The organism is Thioalkalivibrio sp. AKL8, assembly GCF_000380525.1.
Classification (GTDB): Bacteria; Pseudomonadota; Gammaproteobacteria; order Ectothiorhodospirales; family Ectothiorhodospiraceae; genus Thioalkalivibrio; species Thioalkalivibrio versutus.
Map to the genome: position 1 here is coordinate 17,371 of NZ_AQYF01000014.1, position 17,699 is coordinate 35,069.

The window sequence follows — 17,699 nt, forward strand, 5'->3', positions numbered from 1 at the left end:
GCGGGGTCGCTGGCATGCGCTTTACCGATATCTTCATCCAGAAGCCGGTGCTCGCCACGGTGGTGAGTCTGTTCATCCTGTTGTTCGGGGTGCGCGCGGTATTTGACCTGAACGTGCGCCAGTTCCCCGAGGTGCAGAACGCGGTGGTGACCGTCAGCACCGCGTATATCGGCGCGGATGCCGATCTGGTGCAGGGCTTCATCACCACGCCGATGGAGCGCGAGGTGGCCGAGGCCGAGGGGATCGATTACCTCGTCTCCACCAGCCGCGCGGGGATCAGCATCGTCGAGGCCCATCTGGAGCTGGACTACGATCCCAACGTGGCCCTGACGCAGATCGCGGCCCAGGTGGACAAGATTCGCAGCGACCTGCCGGCGGAGGCCGAGGACTCGGTGGTGGATCTGTCCGTGGGGCAGGACGTGGCCGCAATGTACATGTCGTTCTACTCCGAACGGCTGTCCAACAACCAGACCACCGATTACCTGATCCGCGAGGTGCAGCCGGAACTGGCGACCATCAACGGCGTGCAGCGAGCCGAGATCCTGGGTGCCCAGAGCTTTGCGATGCGCGCCTGGCTGGATGCCGATCGCATGGCCGCCTTCGGTGTGACCGGGCGCGACGTGCGCGAGGCCCTGGAGCGCAACAATGTGCTGTCCGCCGTGGGCCAGACGCGGGGTTCCATGGTTGGGCTGGACCTGACGGCGGATACCGATCTGAGTCGTCCGGAGGAGTTCGAGCAGTTGATCCTGTTCGAGACCGACGGCGACCTGGTGCGCCTGGGCGACGTGGCCGAGGTGGAGCTGGGCTCGGAGAATTACGACACCTCGGTGCGCTTCAATGGCGAGGCGGCCACCTTCGTCGGTATCGAGATGGCGCCGGATGCCAACGCCCTGGACGTGATTGCCGAGGTCCGCGACGTATTCGACGAGCGCATCCTGCCGCGCCTGCCCTCGGGGCTGGAAGGCGAGATCGTCTACGACTCCACGGACTACATCCAGAGTGCGATCGACGAGGTGCTGGTGACCATCGGCCTGGCGCTGGGGATCGTGCTGGTGGTGATCTACCTGTTCCTCGGCTCGTTGCGCAGCGTGATTATCCCGGCCGTAGCGGTGCCGCTGTCGCTGGTCGGCACCTTCATGCTGATGCTGCTGATGGGGTTCTCGCTGAACCTGTTGACCCTGCTGGCGATGGTGCTGGCGATCGGCATCGTGGTGGATGACGCCATCATCATGCTGGAGAACATCTCCCGCCATATCGAGGAGGGGATGTCGCGCATGGACGCGGCGATCCAGGGGGCGCGCGAACTCGCCTGGCCGATCGTGGCGATGTCGACCACCCTGGTGGCGGTGTTCCTGCCGCTGGGCTTCATCGGCGGGCTGACCGGGACGCTCTTCATCGAGTTCGCGTTCACCCTGGCGGCGACCGTCGTGATCTCGGGCATTGTCGCGATCACGTTGTCGCCGATGATGTGCTCGAAGATCCTGCGCGATGGCGCCACCGAGAAGCGCGGACGGATCGAAGGCTGGCTGGATGCACGCTTCGACTCCCTCCAGCAACGCTATCGTCGGCGCCTGCATGGGGCGCTGAATGACCGCTTCACCATCGCGGTGTTCGGTGCCATCGTGCTGGTGTCGTGCTACTTCCTGTTCGTCACCTCGCAGAGCGAGCTGGAGCCGCCGGAGGACCAGGGCTTCGCGTTCTCCATCATGGAGGGCGACGCCTACATGGGCCTGGACTGGCTGGAACGCAACACCGAGTTGACCGACCGCTTCTTCGACGAAATCCCGGAGCTCGATAACATCTTTATCGTGAACGGTTTTGGCGGAGGCCCGGGCATCGCCGGTGCCGGCAACCAGGCCCTGGGCGGTTTCGTCCTCGCACCCTGGGATCAGCGTGATCGGGATACCGAGACCATCCTGCAGGAGGAGCTGCAGCCACGCCTGGACCGCATCCCGGCGCTGGAGGTGTTCGCGATCCAGCCGCCGCAGCTGCCCACTCCGGGCGACGGTGCACCGGTCAGTGTGGTCCTCGGCTCCACCGGTTCGTTCGAGGAGCTGGAGCAGTTCGCCAGCGAGATCATGCAGCGGGCGATGGCGACCGGGCGCTTCATCTTCATGGACTCCGATCTCGACTTCGATCAGCCGCAGGTGGATCTCAAGATCGACCGCGAACGCGCCGCCCAGCTCGGGATCGACATGGCCACGCTCAATGCCGATCTGGCAACCATGTTGTCTGGCGGGTTTGCCGGGCGCTTCGCGATGGAGAACCGCAGCTATCGCGTGATCCCCCAGGTGCAGCGCAGCGAGCGCCTGAATCCGGAGCAGCTGGAAGAGCTGTTCACGCGTACCCGCGACGGCGAGCCGATCCCGTTGTCCAGCATCGTGACACTGGAAGAAACGGTGACCCCGCGCTCGCTCAAGCGCTTCCAGCAGCTCAATGCCGTGACCCTGTCGGGCGTGCCGCGGCCGGGCGTGACCCTGGGCGAGGCCCTGGACATCGTCGACGAGATTGCCGCCGATGTGCTCCCACCGGATGTCAGCGTCGACTATGCCGGACAGTCGCGTCAGCTGAAGGCCGAGGGCAGTGAGCTGGTGGTCACCTTCTTCTTTGCCCTGTTGGTGATCTTCCTGGTCCTGGCTGCTCAGTTCGAGTCATTCCGCGACCCGTTGATCATTCTGACCACGGTGCCGATGTCGATCGCCGGGGCACTGATCTTCATCAGCCTTGGGGTGACTTCGCTGAATATCTATACCCAGGTGGGGCTGCTGACCCTGATCGGCCTGATCGCCAAGCACGGCATTCTGATCGTGGAGTTTGCCAACCAGCTGCAACGCCAGGGCCGGACGCTGCGCGAAGCCATCGAGGAGGCGTCTGCCCTGCGCCTGCGGCCGATCCTGATGACCACCACCGCGACCGTGGTGGCGATGGTGCCCTTGCTGATGGCCGCCGGGGCCGGTGCCGGCTCGCGTTTCGCGATGGGCCTGGTGATCGCGAGCGGCATGGCGATCGGGACACTGTTCACCCTGTTCGTGGTGCCCGCCATCTATCTCTACCTGGCGCGGGATCACCATGCCGCCGGTGACGGAGAGCCCGCCACTGCCGCCACGTCCTGATACCCGGGGTCGTTGCTGCGTGACGGGGCGTTCCCGGCGGCCCGTCACAGGGCCTGTGCGGCGGGTCGCGCCGAAGGCATGCAACGGCTACGGTCTTCGACTACAATCGACGTCCGCAATGGGTCGCGGTCGGCGTTTCGGCGCCTGACTGCATCCTTGCGAACCCGAACCCCTGCCGGTCAGCGGCCCTCCCGCTGCCCGGCTTTTATATAAACGATTGTCTATCGGTCGCATCTAGATTATTTATTTGTTATTAGTGATTGCCCTCCCTAATCTAGGCGACCATCACGATTAACCAACGCGTAGGAGAAGGCCACATGTCTGCCGCCAAGAAGTACTCCGCGGGCGTCAAGGATTACCGCGAAACATACTGGATGCCCGAATACACGCCGCTGGATACTGACCTGCTGGCGTGTTTCAAGATTACCCCGCAGCCCGGTATCGACCGCGAAGAAGCTGCCGCCGCTGTGGCAGCCGAGTCCTCCACCGGTACCTGGACCACGGTGTGGACCGACCTCCTGACCGACATGGATTACTACAAGGGTCGGGCGTACATGATCGAGGACGTCCCGGGTGACGACGAGTCCTTCTACGCGTTCATCGCCTACCCGATCGACCTGTTCGAAGAAGGCTCCATGGTGAACGTGTTCACCTCCCTGGTCGGTAACGTGTTCGGCTTCAAGGCCGTGCGTATGCTGCGCCTGGAAGACGTGCGCTTCCCGATCGCCTACGTGAAGACCTGTGGCGGTCCGCCCATGGGTATCCAGGTCGAGCGTGATCGCCTGAACAAGTACGGCCGCCCGATGCTGGGTTGCACCATCAAGCCGAAGCTGGGTCTGTCCGCGAAGAACTACGGCCGTGCCGTCTACGAGTGCCTGCGTGGCGGTCTCGACTTCACCAAGGACGACGAAAACGTCAACTCCCAGCCGTTCATGCGCTGGCGTGACCGCTTCGATTTCGTCCAGGAAGCGACCGAAAAGGCCGAAGCCGAGACCGGCGAGCGCAAGGGTCACTACCTGAACGTCACCGCGCCGACCCCGGAAGAAATGTACAAGCGTGCCGAGTACGCCAAGGAAATTGGCGCACCGATCATCATGCACGACTACATCACCGGCGGTTTCTGTGCCAACACCGGCCTGGCCAACTGGTGCCGCGACAACGGCATGCTGCTGCACATCCACCGTGCCATGCACGCGGTTATCGACCGTCATCCGAAGCACGGTATCCACTTCCGTGTGCTCGCCAAGATCCTGCGTCTGTCCGGCGGCGACCACCTCCACACCGGCACCGTGGTCGGCAAGCTGGAAGGCGACCGCGCCGCGACGCTTGGCTGGATCGATCTGCTGCGTGAATCCTTCATCCCGGAAGACCGCTCGCGCGGCATCTTCTTCGATCAGGACTGGGGTTCCATGCCGGGCGTGTTCGCCGTGGCCTCCGGTGGTATCCACGTCTGGCACATGCCGGCCCTGGTCTCCATCTTCGGCGACGACTCCGTGCTGCAGTTCGGTGGCGGCACCCTGGGCCACCCGTGGGGCAATGCTCCGGGCGCGACCGCCAACCGCGTGGCCGTCGAGGCCTGCGTCCAGGCGCGCAACGAGGGTCGCGAGATCGAGAAGGAAGGCAAGGAGATCCTGACCCAGGCCGCCCAGCACAGTCCCGAACTGAAGATCGCCATGGAAACGTGGAAGGAAATCAAGTTCGAGTTCGACACCACCGACAAGCTGGACGTCCAACACAAGTGATCGTCCGTGTGCGGGCGGCCTGAGTGGCTGCCCGCACCTTCAGAGAACAAGCGCATAGGATTAACGACATGTCCGATATTCAGAACTTCAAGCCGGTGCAGAAGTACGAGACCTTCTCCTACCTGCCCGAGATGAACGCCGATCAGGTTCGCCGTCAGATCGAATACGCCATTGCCCAGGGCTGGAATCCGGCGGTCGAGTACAGCGAAAAAGAACACGCCATGTCCAACTACTGGTACATGTGGAAGCTCCCGATGTTCGGCGAGCAGTCCGTCGAGACCGTGCTGAGCGAGATCGAGCAGTGCCGCCGTGCCAACCCCGGCATGATGGTTCGCTTCCTCGCCTACGATAACTACGCCCAGAGTCAGGGCACGGCCTTCGTGGTCGATCGCGGTCGCTAATTAGGGCCCGGTACCTGCCGGGTCCGCCTTCGGGCCCGGCAGTTCAGTAAAGCGTTATTTACCGTTGCTGCCGCCAACTGTAAGGAAGTGCCATGAGTAATCCGACATCTGCGTCTGAAGGTCTCTCGGGGCGTGAACGTGCCCTGGAACGGCGCAAAGCCATGTCTCGCAATGGCAAGGCTGCCGTGAAGTCGACCGACCAAACCAAAGGGAGCAGCCGCTCCGCTGGGGCTGCGCGAGATGCGCGCCAGGCGAAGGCGGACCCTGCCCCGGCACCCCAGGCGCGGGAGCCGGAGATGCACTCCAGTGAATCCTCGTCGCAGGTCTCCGTCGAGACCCGCGACACCACCCCCGAGCGCCGCCCGGAACCGGGCGCGCACACGGGTATCTCGAATGGCCGCCAGGCCGCCCTTGAGCGCCGCCAGAAGATGGCGCGCCAGGGCAAGAAGGCTGTGGGCCGAACCAACACGCGTGCGCAGGCCGCGGGTGGCATGGCCCCCGCCGGCGCCGAACGTTCGCGCCAGCTGGAAGCGCTGGCCCAGTCGCAGAACGTCGAGGTCGATTGCTCGAACATGAGCGGTCGCGAGATCTGCCGCCTGCGGCGTCAGGCGCTTTCCACGGAAGGGAAGAAGGCCGTTGCGCCGGAACCGCGCCGTGGGGATCGCATCAAGGGATCGGAACCGGTGGCTGCCGCGACCCAGGAATCCAAGAAGGATTGCGGCTGCGGCTGCAAGGGCGAGAAGGCCGAGCGCGATGCGTCGGTAAACAGCGCCCCGAGCCGCGACGCCGCGGTGGTCGAAAGCGGCTTGGACCAGCTGTGCCACAAGGTCGAGTCCGGGGGCGAAGCCGCCGGTCCGCATCCGATGATCTCGGAGGTTCGCGCGATCTGTATGGCGCGCCGGGATGCCATGGCGCAGAGCGGCAAGAAGGCCCAGCGTCGGCGTTTTAACGGCGGTCAGGCCCGCGGCACCATGCCGCAGGAAGGCGCCTGGAAGGCCGCCAAGCGCCAAGGGATGTCCGCCCGCGAAGTCGCTCGGCAGCGCCGTGAAGAACTGTGCAAGCTGGGCCGTGGCTCCTCCGAGCCGGGGCGTCCCTGTGGCCGGCCACGCCCCGTCGAGGGCGATGTGCCGCCGAAGGTTGAAGAGGGCACCACGCTCGCCGGCAGCCACGTCAGTGGCACGCAAGTCGAGCGGAGCTCCGGCGTTACCGGCACCGAGGCGGGCAGCTGCTCGTCGGTCACCGGGACCGAATACCTTGGGGTGGAACATTACGAGCGTTACTGTGGCGTGTCCCCCGCAGGTAATCCGCCTAAGGTGGGCGCTTCGCACACGGCGCACGGCCAGTCCGTCAGTGGCACCGAAGTAGGGCGGTCGAACCGTGTGACCGGCGACGAGCGTGGGTCCTGCGAGACGATCACCGGCACCGAATATCTCAGTACCGAACAATACGAAGGCTTCTGCGGCACGCGTCCGCAGGCCGGGCCGGCCCGAACCAGCGTGATGGTCACCCGTCAAGGGGAAGGCGTATCGGGCACCTCGGTCGGGCGTAGCCCGAGCGTTACCGGCGACGAAGCCGGCTCTTGCCGCGATGTGACCGGTACTGAGTACCTGAACACCGCGGCCAGCGAGGTTCCCTGTAACACGGGAAAGTCGAACGGGGCGCCGGCGAAGGTTGGCGTAATGCATACGCTTCGCGGTCGTGAGCTGACCGGTTCCGAAGTCGGGCGCTCCGTGAACGTAACCGGCAACGAATATGGCAGCTGCAAACCGGTGACCGGGACCGAGTATCTGGGCACCGAGCAGTTCCAGGGCTTTTGCGGTACTCGCCCGGAGCCGGCCCCGGCCAAGGTCCAGGAGTCGCACACCATGGAAGACCAGAGCGTGACGGGTGTGGCCGTGGGGCGTAGCCGGCATGTAACCGGCGACGAGCGCGGCTCCTGTGCCTCGCTGACCGGTACGCCGTACTACAACAAGTCCGACTTTGGTGAACTGTGCGAGCGCCCGGACGCCGGGGGCGTCCCCAAGGTCGGTGTAATGCACACCCTGCGGGGTCGCGAGGTTTCCGGTACCCAGGTGGATCATTCGATCCACGTGACGGGTGACGAATATGGTGGTTGCAAGCCGATCACCGGCACGGAATATGCCGGCTCCGAGCACTATGACGCCTTTTGTGGCGGTCAGCGCCCGGAAGCCAGCCCGGAGAAAGTGACTGTGGGCCGTACCTGGAATCAGCAGATTGTGTCCGGCTCGGCGATCGGGCGTTCCTCGCGGGTCACCGGTGACGAATATGGCGCCTGCAAGCCGGTGAGCGGCACGGCCTATATCGGTCCGGATCAGTACGACCAGTTCTGCGATACGCAGGATTCGAAGGAGGCCGGGACCCGTGTGGCCGAGCGCCAGTCCACGCCGGGGCACTCGCTGTCCGGCAGCCAACCGGGCTACGACAAGCGCGTGACCGGTACCGAACGGGGCGCCTGTCAGGACGTGTCCGGTTCCCCGTATGTGGGCGGTAACGAATTTGCCAAGAGTTGCGCCAGTGCCGCGAGCAGTCTGCATCCGCGTCTGCGCCCGGAAGGGATGGGCATGCAGGCCGCGCCGGCGCAGCCAGTGGCGCAAGCCGCTTCTCGCCCGATGCCCAACGCCGGCTTCAGCGTGGACACCCCGGCGCGGGTCGCCGCAGAGCGTCGGGAGCGCGTGACGGGGACGGCCTATGGCAGTAGCGGAAGCCTGACCGGTTCCATTAACAAGGCGATGGGTCTGGTCTCCGGCACCGAAGAGTTCCGTTATGGCGCCAGCAAGCAGTCCGTGGCCGCGGAGCCGGTGGAAGAAGCGGAGAAGGTCGGTGCCAACCGGGTGACGCTGAACGGCAGCAGCAATGGCGTCTCCATTACCGGCGACGACTGGGGGCGCGGTGACCACGTGACCGGGACCGAGGGCTTCTCGACGCGCCGCAACCAGACGCAGAAGGGTAACCCGCGTGGTGAAGGCCGCAGCGCTTATATCAATCGGGAACTCGAGCGCAAGGAAGCGCCCACGAGCAGGATCACGGGTTCCTCCGGGAACAGCGACGCCGGTTCTCTGGTGACGCTGTCCGGCGGGGCGCGCGGTTAAGGACAGGCGAGGACTCTGAAGAACGTCATGGTGCGTGGTCGCCGCAAAAACAGCTCCATGGGCTCGCGCTTCGCGAAGTCCCGGATTGCGGCTGCGCGCGCCGCGGCGCCGAGTAGTGCGGTCCCGGTGTCCGCGGTGCCGGCCTGCGGCTCGTCGTCTCCGGACATGGCGCGTGAACTGACCGCGGGTCACGCGTTGGCGGATGTCCCGATGAACGAGCGGTTGCACGCCTTCGAGCAGGGGTTCCGGGAGCGCTTCGCGCAGCTGGTTCCGGTGCTCAAGGAGGTGCATGCGCTGCAGCACGAGCGGGACTTCGAGGCGCGGGCGCAGGCGATCGTCGAGGAGCGCCTGGGGTATCAGCTGCCGCAAAAGGCGCTGGAAGATGCCTGGATCAACGATCTGGATACGCGCGAACTGTATCTGCACGGGACGTTCGAGCTGTTCGATCAGGTGGTCAACGAATACTGGGCCGGCCGTGATGACCTGGTCGCCGAAGCGGAAAGCGCAATTGCGTATTTCCTCGACTGCGACTTCCACGAAGTGGACATCTCCCCGTGCTCGGACGGCCGACTGCTGGGGTTGCGCCGCTTCATCCTGCGGCTTCCTGATCTCGCGGTGCGAGTGAAGAGTTACGCCGGGGCGCAGTTCGACATCGAAGAGGACGTACGTCACTGGACCAAGCGCGAACTGCTGCGCTTCCGTGAGGGGCGGCCGACCACGGCCGATGTCCCCAGCCGCTATCTGAAGATTGCGGCTTACCACTACAGTGGCGCGGATCCGCTGCATCAGGGCTGCGCGGCGCACGGCAACAGCGAGCGCGATGCGGCGGACGGCGCCCTGCACCAGCTGCGCGCGTTTCGTCAGGCGATCGAGAACACCTACTGCTGTGGGGCCTCGGTCGACACGCTGCTGATCGGGGTGGATACCGATACGGATGCGATCAAGATCCACATCCCGGACGCGGACACACGGATGAGCCTGTATCGCTTCGTGGAAAGCGCGGAGTTGTACCGGGCGACGCAGGGGCTGGACGAACAGACCGCATCGCTGCGGGTGTATCAGGCGATCCAGGACACGATTCACCAGCAGGGCTGGGGGCGCGGTAACGGCGCGCCGCATGAAGGGATGCTGCGCCTGATCTCGCGGCTGCTGCTGAGCAATATTTCGCAGCTGGATTATGTGGCGCGCTATCACGGAGGCCATTACGCCGATGTCGGCCACCGCGAGCGTGTGATTATCGTCGGCCAGGAAATCGAGGAGATGCAGGTTCGCAACTTCGCGTACTTCGCTCACCTGGAGACGATGGAAGAGGGCGCCGAGGGGATGGATGTCGGCGTGAACAAGATTTTTCGCAAGCTGAATGTCGAGCGCGGCCTGCCAATTCCGGTGGTGGTGCATTACCGCTACGACCGCAAGGTGCCGGGATCGCGGGAGCGGGTCGAGGCGCGTTGTCGCCGGATTCGCAACACGATCATGGATCGCTATCGCGACCTGGCTGAAAAGGGCCTGATCGGCTGCCACATGGTGATCCGCGACAAACGCAGCGGAAGCCGTCTGGAACCACTGGCCGCCTGACGCACACGGGAACGGGAATGAAGATCTGCAAGGTTGAGAAGACGCTGGTTTCGACCAACCGCATCCGCGATCTGGGGCACCGGCCGTTGCTGGTGGTTCAGGAAAAGGCGGGTGGGCCGCGCACCGTGGCGGTCGATGCGGTCGGGTGCGTGCCCGGGGACTGGGTCATCGTAGTGGGCAGCTCGGCGGCGCGCGAAGCGGCCGGTGACAAGTCCTACCCGAGTGACGCGACGATCGTCGGGATCATCGATTACTGGGAGGAGCAGTAGCTCCATGGAAATCATGCAGGTGCAGGATGAACTGGTGGTGACCCGTCGCGTCGACGGGTTGAGCACCATTTCGCTGCGCGTGCTGGTCGACCAGAAGGGCGCGCTCAGTGTGGCCGTGGATCCGGTCGGGGCGCATCCGGGTAACTGGGTATTCACCATCAGCGGGTCGGCCGCGCGGCTCGCGCTGGACGACAACACTATCCAGACCGATTTGACGATCGGCGGCATCATCGACCACTGGGACGATGGTGGTAAGAAGACGGAAGGGTCGAAGGACGTGGCAGGACAAGACCAGACCGATGCACAGCGCTCTGCTGGTTCCCGCAAGGCGGCGTGAGCGTCATTTTTGTTTTAAAAAACCGTAAATCCAGGAGAGAAGACAATGGCAACTGAACGTTTTGGTGTGGCGCTGGGCATGATCGAGACCCGTGGTCTGGTGCCGGCGATTGAAGCGGCCGATGCAATGACCAAGGCCTCCGAAGTGCGTCTGATCGGTCGCCAGTTCGTCGGTGGCGGCTACGTGACCGTGCTGGTCCGTGGCGAAACCGGTGCCGTTAACGCCGCTGTGCGTGCCGGTGCGGATTCCTGCGAGCGCGTGGGTGACGGCCTGGTGGCCGCGCACATCATCGCCCGCGTGCATTCCGAAGTGGAAAGCATCCTGCCCGAGCAGGTTGAAAAGTAAATAATCAGTAACGCTTGATAGGAGTTGAGTAATGGCTAGCGAAAACTTTGGTGTGGCACTCGGCATGATCGAGACCCGTGGTCTGGTGCCGGCGATCGAGGCCGCGGACGCAATGACCAAGGCCTCCGAGGTGCGTCTGATCGGGCGTCAGTTCGTGGGTGGTGGTTACGTGACCGTGCTGGTCCGTGGCGAAACCGGTGCCGTGAACGCCGCCGTGCGTGCCGGTGCGGATTCCTGCGAGCGTGTCGGTGACGGCCTGGTGGCTGCGCACATCATTGCTCGCGTCCATTCCGAGGTGGAAAACATCCTCCCGGAAAAGCCGTAACTCACGGCGGCCGAACCCCGTCGGGCCCGGATCGGGCCCGACGGCTTTTTCATGAAGAGGTAGATGATGGCTAACGAAATTTCTGGTGTGGCCCTTGGCATGATCGAGACCCGTGGTCTGGTCCCGGCGATCGAAGCCGCGGATGCGATGACCAAGGCCGCCGAAGTGCGCCTGATCGGTCGTGAATTTGTCGGTGGCGGTTACGTGACCGTCCTGGTCCGTGGTGAAACCGGTGCCGTGAACGCCGCTGTGCGTGCGGGCGCGGATTCTTGCGAGCGTGTGGGTGACGGCCTGGTGGCTGCGCACATCATTGCTCGCGTGCATTCGGAAGTGGAAGGGATCCTGCCGACGGCACCGACTGCCGGCGGTTCGGCCAGCTGAGGCGACATCCATGTCCGATCCACGGATCGTGGGGTACCTGAACCGGGCGGTGGCACACGAGCTGTCGGCGGTCCAGCAGTACCTGGCCCAGGCGCGGTTGACCGCGATGTGGGGGATGACTGACGTAAGCGACTGCCTGCGTCGGGACGCCCAGGAAGAGCTGGATCATGCGGATCGCTTCATGACTCGCATGTTCCACTACGGGGTGGCGCCGAACGGTAGCCAGCTGGCGCCGGTGCGGCTTGGTCGCTCCATGGCCGAGCTTTTGGCGCACTCGCGCGAGCTGGAGATGGAGGCGATTCGTCTGTACGACGAAGCAGCCGTCTATTGCCGGCGCGTCGGTGCGGTGGATGATGCGGCGCTGTTCGAGAGCATCCTCGAGGATGAACTGGAACACGTGCGCGAGATCGATGCCCAGGGCAGCACCGCGTGACGAGCGCGGACGCGGCAACACAAGCGGAGTAGGCAATGGCGGATACCGATCTCGTGGTTCCGGCCGGGTGGGAACCCGGCAAGGGGACCTCGGCGTCCATGAGCAAACAGTTCACGTTCGACCGCTACGGCATCACGCGGAAGTTTCTAGACCACGTGGCCGAGCTGTCGGAGCAGGATGGTTATCATCCGAACATCAGCTTCGGCACGACCTACGTGAACATCACGATCGACGCCCGTGATGGCGAACAGCTTGGGGAAGGCGACAAGGCCTTTGCCCTTGAAGTCGACCGCCTGGCCGATGCCACCACCGGCTGAGCCGGGGGATTCTTGATGGGCCGGGTTGAGAGCCCGGTCCCCTTCCGCAGGAGGCTGTTGCGTGGGTTCGAGGGTAATCGCGGTAGTCAATCAGAAGGGCGGCACTGGCAAGACCACCCTGACCATGAACCTGGCCGCGGGGCTGGCCCGGCGGGGCCGCACGCTGGTGGTCGACGCTGACCCTCAGGGTTCGGCCGGTCAATGGGCCCGCATGGCCTCCGAGGATCGTCCGTTTGCGGCGTCGGTGTTTGCGGTTGCCGGGCCCCTCGACCGCGAGTTGAAGGCCCTGCGCAAGGACTACGACCACATCGTGGTGGATTGCCCGCCGACGCTCGAGGGCGGGGCCGTCACCGGTGCCCTGGCGGCCGCGGACGAGGTCCTGATCCCGGTGCTTCCGTCGCCGGTGGATCTGTGGGGTAGCGTCCGTATGGGGCGCGGGCTCGAAGAGGCCAAGCTCAGGAATCCCGCCCTGCGCCCCTACATCGTGATTAATCAGCTCGAAGTCCGCAGTGCGCTGTCGCGTGCGATGAAACACGCACTGATGGAGATCGACATCCCCGCCCTGGAGCAGTCGCTCCGCCGGCGGGCCATATATCGGCGTTCTGCGCTGGAAGGCTGTTCCGTCTTTGATCTGGGCAAGCCGGGCGAGGCGGCGGCGGCGGAGATCGAAGCCATCATCGAGGAGGTGTCGCAATGAGCAATCTGCAAGACAAGCTGGCAGCCGGCGTGCGCAGTGCGCGCGAGGACCAGGACAAGGACAAGAGCCCGGACAACACGGCCACGGCCGACGCGCCGGCCGCGGCACAGAAGGACACGAGCCAGGAGCCGGCGAGCAGCAGCCCGCGGGCTGCCGCGAGTACCAAGGCGGCCGCCACCAAGAAGGCGGCGACCACGACCCGCAAGGCTCCGGCCCGCAAGGCGGCCACGGCGCGCAAGAAGCCGGCAGCGACGAGGAAGACGGGGACGACCGCCCAGTCGACCCAGGCCAAGGCAACCCCGGGCCGGAAAAAGCCGGCTGCAAAGAAGGAGCCGAAGGCGAACAAGGGCGGCAACGCGTTGCATCCGGATCGGGTTTGGCCTGACTGACGCCGATGCGTGCCGGTGGCCGGGGCCTGCGCCCCGGCCTTTCTGATTGAGGAGTCGAAACATGCAGGACGAACTACGCGATCACCTGATCACCGAGGAGCCTTACTATCAGTCCACGGCGGATGAGGTGGAGCTGTACGAGGCTGCCTATTCGGTGCGCATGCCGATGATGCTCAAGGGCCCCACGGGTTGCGGCAAGACGCGCTTTGTCGAGCACATGGCCTGGAAGCTGCGCAAGCCGCTGATTACCGTCTCGTGTAATGAGGACATGACCGCCTCGGATCTGGTGGGGCGCTATCTGCTGGATGCCAACGGCACGCGCTGGCAGGACGGCCCGCTGACCCAGGCGGCACGCCACGGGGCGATCTGCTACCTCGACGAGATCGTCGAGGCGCGCCAGGATACGACCGTCGTGATCCACCCGCTGACCGACAATCGTCGCATGCTCCCGCTGGAGAAGAAGGGCGAGATGGTCGAGGCGCATCCGGATTTTCAGGTGGTGATCTCGTACAACCCGGGCTATCAGAGCCTGATGAAGGATCTGAAGGAGTCGACCAAGCAGCGCTTCGGCGCGCTGGACTTCAACTACCCGGATCACGCAACCGAAACGCGGATTGTGGTCCACGAAGGCGGGGTCAACGAGGACATGGCCAGCAAGCTGGTCAGCGTCGCGGAGCGCGCGCGCAATCTGAAGGGCCACGGGCTGGACGAGGGGATCTCGACCCGCATGCTGGTGTACGCCGCGTCGTTGATTGCCAAGGGCGTCGCGCCGCTCGCCGCGTGCCGCATGGCCCTGGTGCGTCCGATCACGGACGATCCGGACATGCGCGACGCCCTCGACTCCGCCGTCACGACGTTCTTCTAGGCGCGTGCGCCGGACACGATGAGCATCCATCTGGAGGAATACCAGGACCTCCTCGAGGACCTCGGGGGGCAGGCCGCCGAGGTACTCGAGGCCTCGTGGCAGGAAGCGACGCGGGCCTTCAGTACGGGTGGTCTGAAGCGCTACTACCTGGAAGGCGCACGCAGCCTGCACTCCCTGGGGCGAGGTTCGGAGATGGTCGTGGCCTTCGTCCAGGAGGCGCCGGATCTGGCGCAGGAGCTGGGCGAGGATGCTGTCGGCGAGCTGGTGAGCTCGGCGATCAAGATGTACTCCAAGACGAGTGGGGCGGTCATTACCCTGCTGATCTCCACCAGCCCGATTGCGGCGCGACGCCTGGGCGACCTGCGCCTGTTCGGGGGATATCTGCGCCTGGTCGACAACCTGCTGGGGCAGGCGCCACGCGGCGTTCGGCCGATGCTGGAACGCCTCGACGAGTTGCTTTCGCAACTGACGCTGGGCGGGTTGCGCCGTTGGGCGACCTGGGGCGCGCAGGCCCACCGTACCGACCTCGAGGAACAGATCGCCTATTTTGGTCTGGAATCGCCCGAGTCCCGTTCAGTATTCCAGAAGGAGCGACGCGGCACGCTGTTCGTGGATGTGCAGCGGCGCATCAACCTCTACCTGCGTTCGCTCTGGGCGCGCGATTTCTTCATGCGGCCGACGAGTGGCGACTTCGAGTCGCGCGAGGGCTACAAGCCCTATATCGAGGGCTTCACGATCTTCCTGCCGGATGCCTTCGACGACTGGGAAGGCCTGACCGGGCTCGATCTCTACCGTGCGGCGGCGGCCCATGCCGCGGCCCATGTGGTCTACACGCGGGAAATGCAGCCAGAGGAGGCGCCGCGCGGCGTGACCGGCGTGCTGACCGAGTTGTTCGAGGATGCCCGCGTGGAGGCCCTGGCAAGCCAGGGTTTCCCGGGTTTGCGCAACCTCTGGACACCCCTGCATACCGCGACCCCGGACGACGGTGAAGCGCCGCAGGCCCTGCTGGCCCGCACCGCCCGGGCCCTGCTGGACCCGGACTACCGCGACGACCATCCGTTCGCGACCAGGGCCCGTGCGGCGCTGGCCGAACGGACGGAGGATCTCGAGGCCCCCGGCCTGGCGCGCGCCCTGGCCGAGGCCCTGGCGCCGGAATTTCCGGAGCAGGGCTACATGAACCCGCGGCAGGTCGCGCCGGATGTGCTCTACCGTGACGACAATCGCTACATGTGGGCGTTCGGGCGCGAGGAAGACGACTTCGAGACGCTGATGGCCAGCGGTTCGAACCAGGAACGCGTCTACGTGACCCCCATGGAGATGATCAACACCCTCGATGTCCCTGGCGCTGGGGACGATGCCCAGATGATCATGGTGCTGGCGACCGAATGGTTCCGGGACGGCGAAGAGGAAAGCATCAACCAGCAGGAGGGCAAGGAGCCGATCTCGCTGCCGTATCACTACCATGAGTGGGATTACCAGATGCAGCTGGAACGGCCGCACTGGGTCACCCTGCTGGAGCGGCGTCCGCAGAAGGGCGACGTGGCCGAGATCGACGCGATTAACGAAAAGCACAAGCCGCTGATCTCGCGCCTGAAGTTCCTGATCGAGGCGATGCAACCGCAGGGTGTCCAGCGTCTGCGCAAGCAGGCCGAGGGCGACGAGCTGGACTTGAACGCGCTGGTCGATGCACAGATCGATCTGCGCATGCGGCGGCAGCCCGACGAGCGCATCTACGTGCGCAATATCCGCCAGGTGCGCGATCTGTCGGTGCTGGTGCTGCTGGATCTGTCCGAGTCCACCAACGAGATGGTCCAGGGTACGGATACCAGTGTGGTACAGCTGGCGCGCGAGGCCACCGCTCTGCTGGGCGGCGCAATCTCCAAGATTGGCGATCCCTTCGCTATCCACGGCTTTGCCTCGGATGGTCGCCACGATGTCGAGTACTACCGCTTCAAGGACTTCGGCGCCCCCTACGACGATCACGCCCGGGCACGACTGGCCGGGATGAAGGGACAGCTCTCCACTCGCATGGGCGCGGCCGTTCGGCATGCCGGGCATCTGCTGCAGCAACAGGGGACGCAGAAGAAGCTGTTGCTGATCGTGACCGACGGCGAGCCGGCGGATACCGATGTGCGCGACCCGCAGTACCTGCGTCAGGACGCGAAACGTGCGGTGGAAGAGGTGGGCAAGAACGGCGTCTACAGCTTCTGTATCAGCCTGGACCCGAACGCCGACGAGTACGTCGAACGGATCTTCGGGGCACAGCACTTCATGGTGCTGGATCGTATCGAACGGCTCCCGGAAAAGCTGCCGATGCTGTACGCCGGTCTCACCCGGTAGGGGTCACGGGTACTAGCATGGCCAGGAAAGGGACCGGCACGACACCGCAGAAGGAGTCCGGCCTTCCGCAGGTGATGCTGAAATCCGAACTGCCGGCGCACCTGATCCGGCACGCCACCCTGCGCCAGCTGCAGGTGTTCGAAGCGATCGTGCGCCTGGGTAGCTTTACCCGCGCGGCGGAAGAGCTTTACCTGACCCAGCCCACCGTCTCCATCCAGATCAAGAAGCTCTCCGGCGCCCTCGGCCTGCCGCTGTTCGAGTACGTTGGGCGCAAGGCCTTCCCCACCGAGGTCGGGCTGTTGCTGTACGACACCTGTCGCGAGATGCTCGGCGCGCTGACCAACCTGGAGATGAAGCTCGCGGAAATGCACGGGCTCAAGCGGGGGCGGCTGCGCCTGGCGGTGATCACCACCGCGCAGTACTTCGCGCCGACGATCCTCGGGCAGTTCGCCAAGCGCTATCCGGACATCGAACTGTCGCTGGAGGTCAGCAACTTCGATCGCGTGCTGCAGCGCCTGGCCAACAACGATGACGATCTGTACATCATTGGACACGTGCCCGAGCGGCTGACCGACATCGCGGTGTATCCGTTCGCACCGAACCCGCTGGTGGTGATGGCCAGCCGCGATCACCCGCTCGTCGGACAGCGCAACATCCCGATCGAACGCCTGGAACAGGAGACGTTCCTGATGCGCGAGCCGGGCTCCGGGATCCGCGAGGCAACGCTCAAGCTGTTCCAGGAGCACGGGATCAGCCCGACGGTGCGCATGGAGCTCGGGTCCAACGAGGCGATCAAGCAGGCGGTAATCGGCGGCCTGGGGATTGCGGTGCTGTCATTGCACACCCTCAGCGCGGAGGGGGCGGGCGGGCCGGTAGCACTGCTGGATGTGGAGCACTTCCCGATTCACCGCCAGTGGCACATCGTTCACCCCAGGCAGAAGGTCCTGTCGGTGGTCGCGCAGACCTTTCTCGACTTCGCGATCCAGGACGAGGCGCGCGTGCGCGGCCAGGTCGAGGATCTCCTTGCGGCCTTCAAGGCCCAGGCGAGCTGACCACAAAC

General features: G+C 64.9%; 17 protein-coding genes. All 17 read left to right on the forward strand.

What is annotated here, in order from left to right; all coding sequences use genetic code 11:
• Positions 1-14: 14 nt before the first annotated feature.
• The 17 genes from G335_RS0113105 to G335_RS0113190 all read left to right on the forward strand — a co-directional run bounded on the left by G335_RS0113105 (position 15) and on the right by G335_RS0113190 (position 17,691).
• Complete coding sequence (locus G335_RS0113105; protein WP_018177019.1) at positions 15-3,113, forward strand: efflux RND transporter permease subunit; 3,099 nt, start codon at positions 15-17, stop codon at positions 3,111-3,113.
• A gap of 317 nt (positions 3,114-3,430) precedes the next feature.
• Positions 3,431-4,855 (forward strand): form I ribulose bisphosphate carboxylase large subunit, encoded by a 1,425-nt coding sequence (locus tag G335_RS0113110; RefSeq protein WP_018168591.1) that lies wholly within the window; start codon positions 3,431-3,433, stop codon positions 4,853-4,855.
• A gap of 68 nt (positions 4,856-4,923) precedes the next feature.
• Positions 4,924-5,256: a ribulose bisphosphate carboxylase small subunit gene (locus G335_RS0113115; protein ID WP_018168592.1), complete on the forward strand. Its 333-nt coding sequence runs from the start codon at positions 4,924-4,926 to the stop codon at positions 5,254-5,256.
• Between the two features lie 161 nt (positions 5,257-5,417).
• Positions 5,418-8,366 carry a CsoS2 family carboxysome shell protein gene (locus G335_RS0113120; RefSeq protein ID WP_026304847.1) on the forward strand — a complete coding sequence of 983 codons (2,949 nt, stop codon included), beginning with the start codon at positions 5,418-5,420 and terminating at the stop codon, positions 8,364-8,366.
• Between the two features lie 165 nt (positions 8,367-8,531).
• Positions 8,532-9,941, forward strand: coding sequence for a carboxysome shell carbonic anhydrase (locus G335_RS0113130; protein WP_018168595.1), 1,410 nt, complete (start codon positions 8,532-8,534; stop codon positions 9,939-9,941).
• Between the two features lie 17 nt (positions 9,942-9,958).
• Positions 9,959-10,210 (forward strand): carboxysome peptide A, encoded by a 252-nt coding sequence (locus G335_RS0113135; RefSeq protein WP_017940626.1) that lies wholly within the window; start codon positions 9,959-9,961, stop codon positions 10,208-10,210.
• Positions 10,211-10,214: 4 nt separating this feature from the next.
• Positions 10,215-10,547, forward strand: a complete 333-nt coding sequence (locus G335_RS0113140; RefSeq protein WP_018168596.1) for a carboxysome peptide B — start codon at positions 10,215-10,217, stop codon at positions 10,545-10,547.
• 45 nt (positions 10,548-10,592) lie between these two features.
• Positions 10,593-10,892, forward strand: a complete 300-nt coding sequence (locus tag G335_RS0113145) for a BMC domain-containing protein (protein ID WP_012982275.1) — start codon at positions 10,593-10,595, stop codon at positions 10,890-10,892.
• A gap of 31 nt (positions 10,893-10,923) precedes the next feature.
• Entirely contained in the window at positions 10,924-11,217 is a 294-nt protein-coding gene (locus G335_RS0113150) for a BMC domain-containing protein (RefSeq protein WP_012982276.1), read from the forward strand.
• A 66-nt stretch (positions 11,218-11,283) separates the two neighbouring features.
• Positions 11,284-11,598 (forward strand): BMC domain-containing protein, encoded by a 315-nt coding sequence (locus tag G335_RS0113155; RefSeq protein WP_026289304.1) that lies wholly within the window; start codon positions 11,284-11,286, stop codon positions 11,596-11,598.
• Positions 11,599-11,608: 10 nt separating this feature from the next.
• Entirely contained in the window at positions 11,609-12,031 is a 423-nt protein-coding gene (locus G335_RS0113160) for a bacterioferritin (protein WP_018168598.1), read from the forward strand.
• Between the two features lie 35 nt (positions 12,032-12,066).
• Positions 12,067-12,348, forward strand: coding sequence for a 4a-hydroxytetrahydrobiopterin dehydratase (locus G335_RS0113165; protein ID WP_018168599.1), 282 nt, complete (start codon positions 12,067-12,069; stop codon positions 12,346-12,348).
• Positions 12,349-12,409: 61 nt separating this feature from the next.
• The gene (parA, locus tag G335_RS0113170) at positions 12,410-13,045 is read left to right on the forward strand and encodes a ParA family partition ATPase (RefSeq protein ID WP_018168600.1); all 636 of its coding nucleotides are present in this window, start codon (positions 12,410-12,412) and stop codon (positions 13,043-13,045) included.
• Complete coding sequence (locus G335_RS0113175; protein WP_018168601.1) at positions 13,042-13,434, forward strand: hypothetical protein; 393 nt, start codon at positions 13,042-13,044, stop codon at positions 13,432-13,434. The genes parA and G335_RS0113175 overlap by 4 nt, the downstream gene beginning before the upstream one ends.
• Before the next feature lie 61 nt (positions 13,435-13,495).
• Positions 13,496-14,299 (forward strand): CbbQ/NirQ/NorQ/GpvN family protein, encoded by an 804-nt coding sequence (locus G335_RS0113180; protein ID WP_018144344.1) that lies wholly within the window; start codon positions 13,496-13,498, stop codon positions 14,297-14,299.
• An 18-nt stretch (positions 14,300-14,317) separates the two neighbouring features.
• A complete protein-coding gene (locus G335_RS0113185) occupies positions 14,318-16,639 on the forward strand; it encodes a nitric oxide reductase activation protein NorD (RefSeq protein ID WP_018177020.1) in 2,322 nt (773 codons plus the stop codon).
• Between the two features lie 74 nt (positions 16,640-16,713).
• Positions 16,714-17,691, forward strand: coding sequence for a LysR family transcriptional regulator (locus G335_RS0113190; protein ID WP_018168603.1), 978 nt, complete (start codon positions 16,714-16,716; stop codon positions 17,689-17,691).
• Positions 17,692-17,699 lie beyond the last annotated feature (8 nt).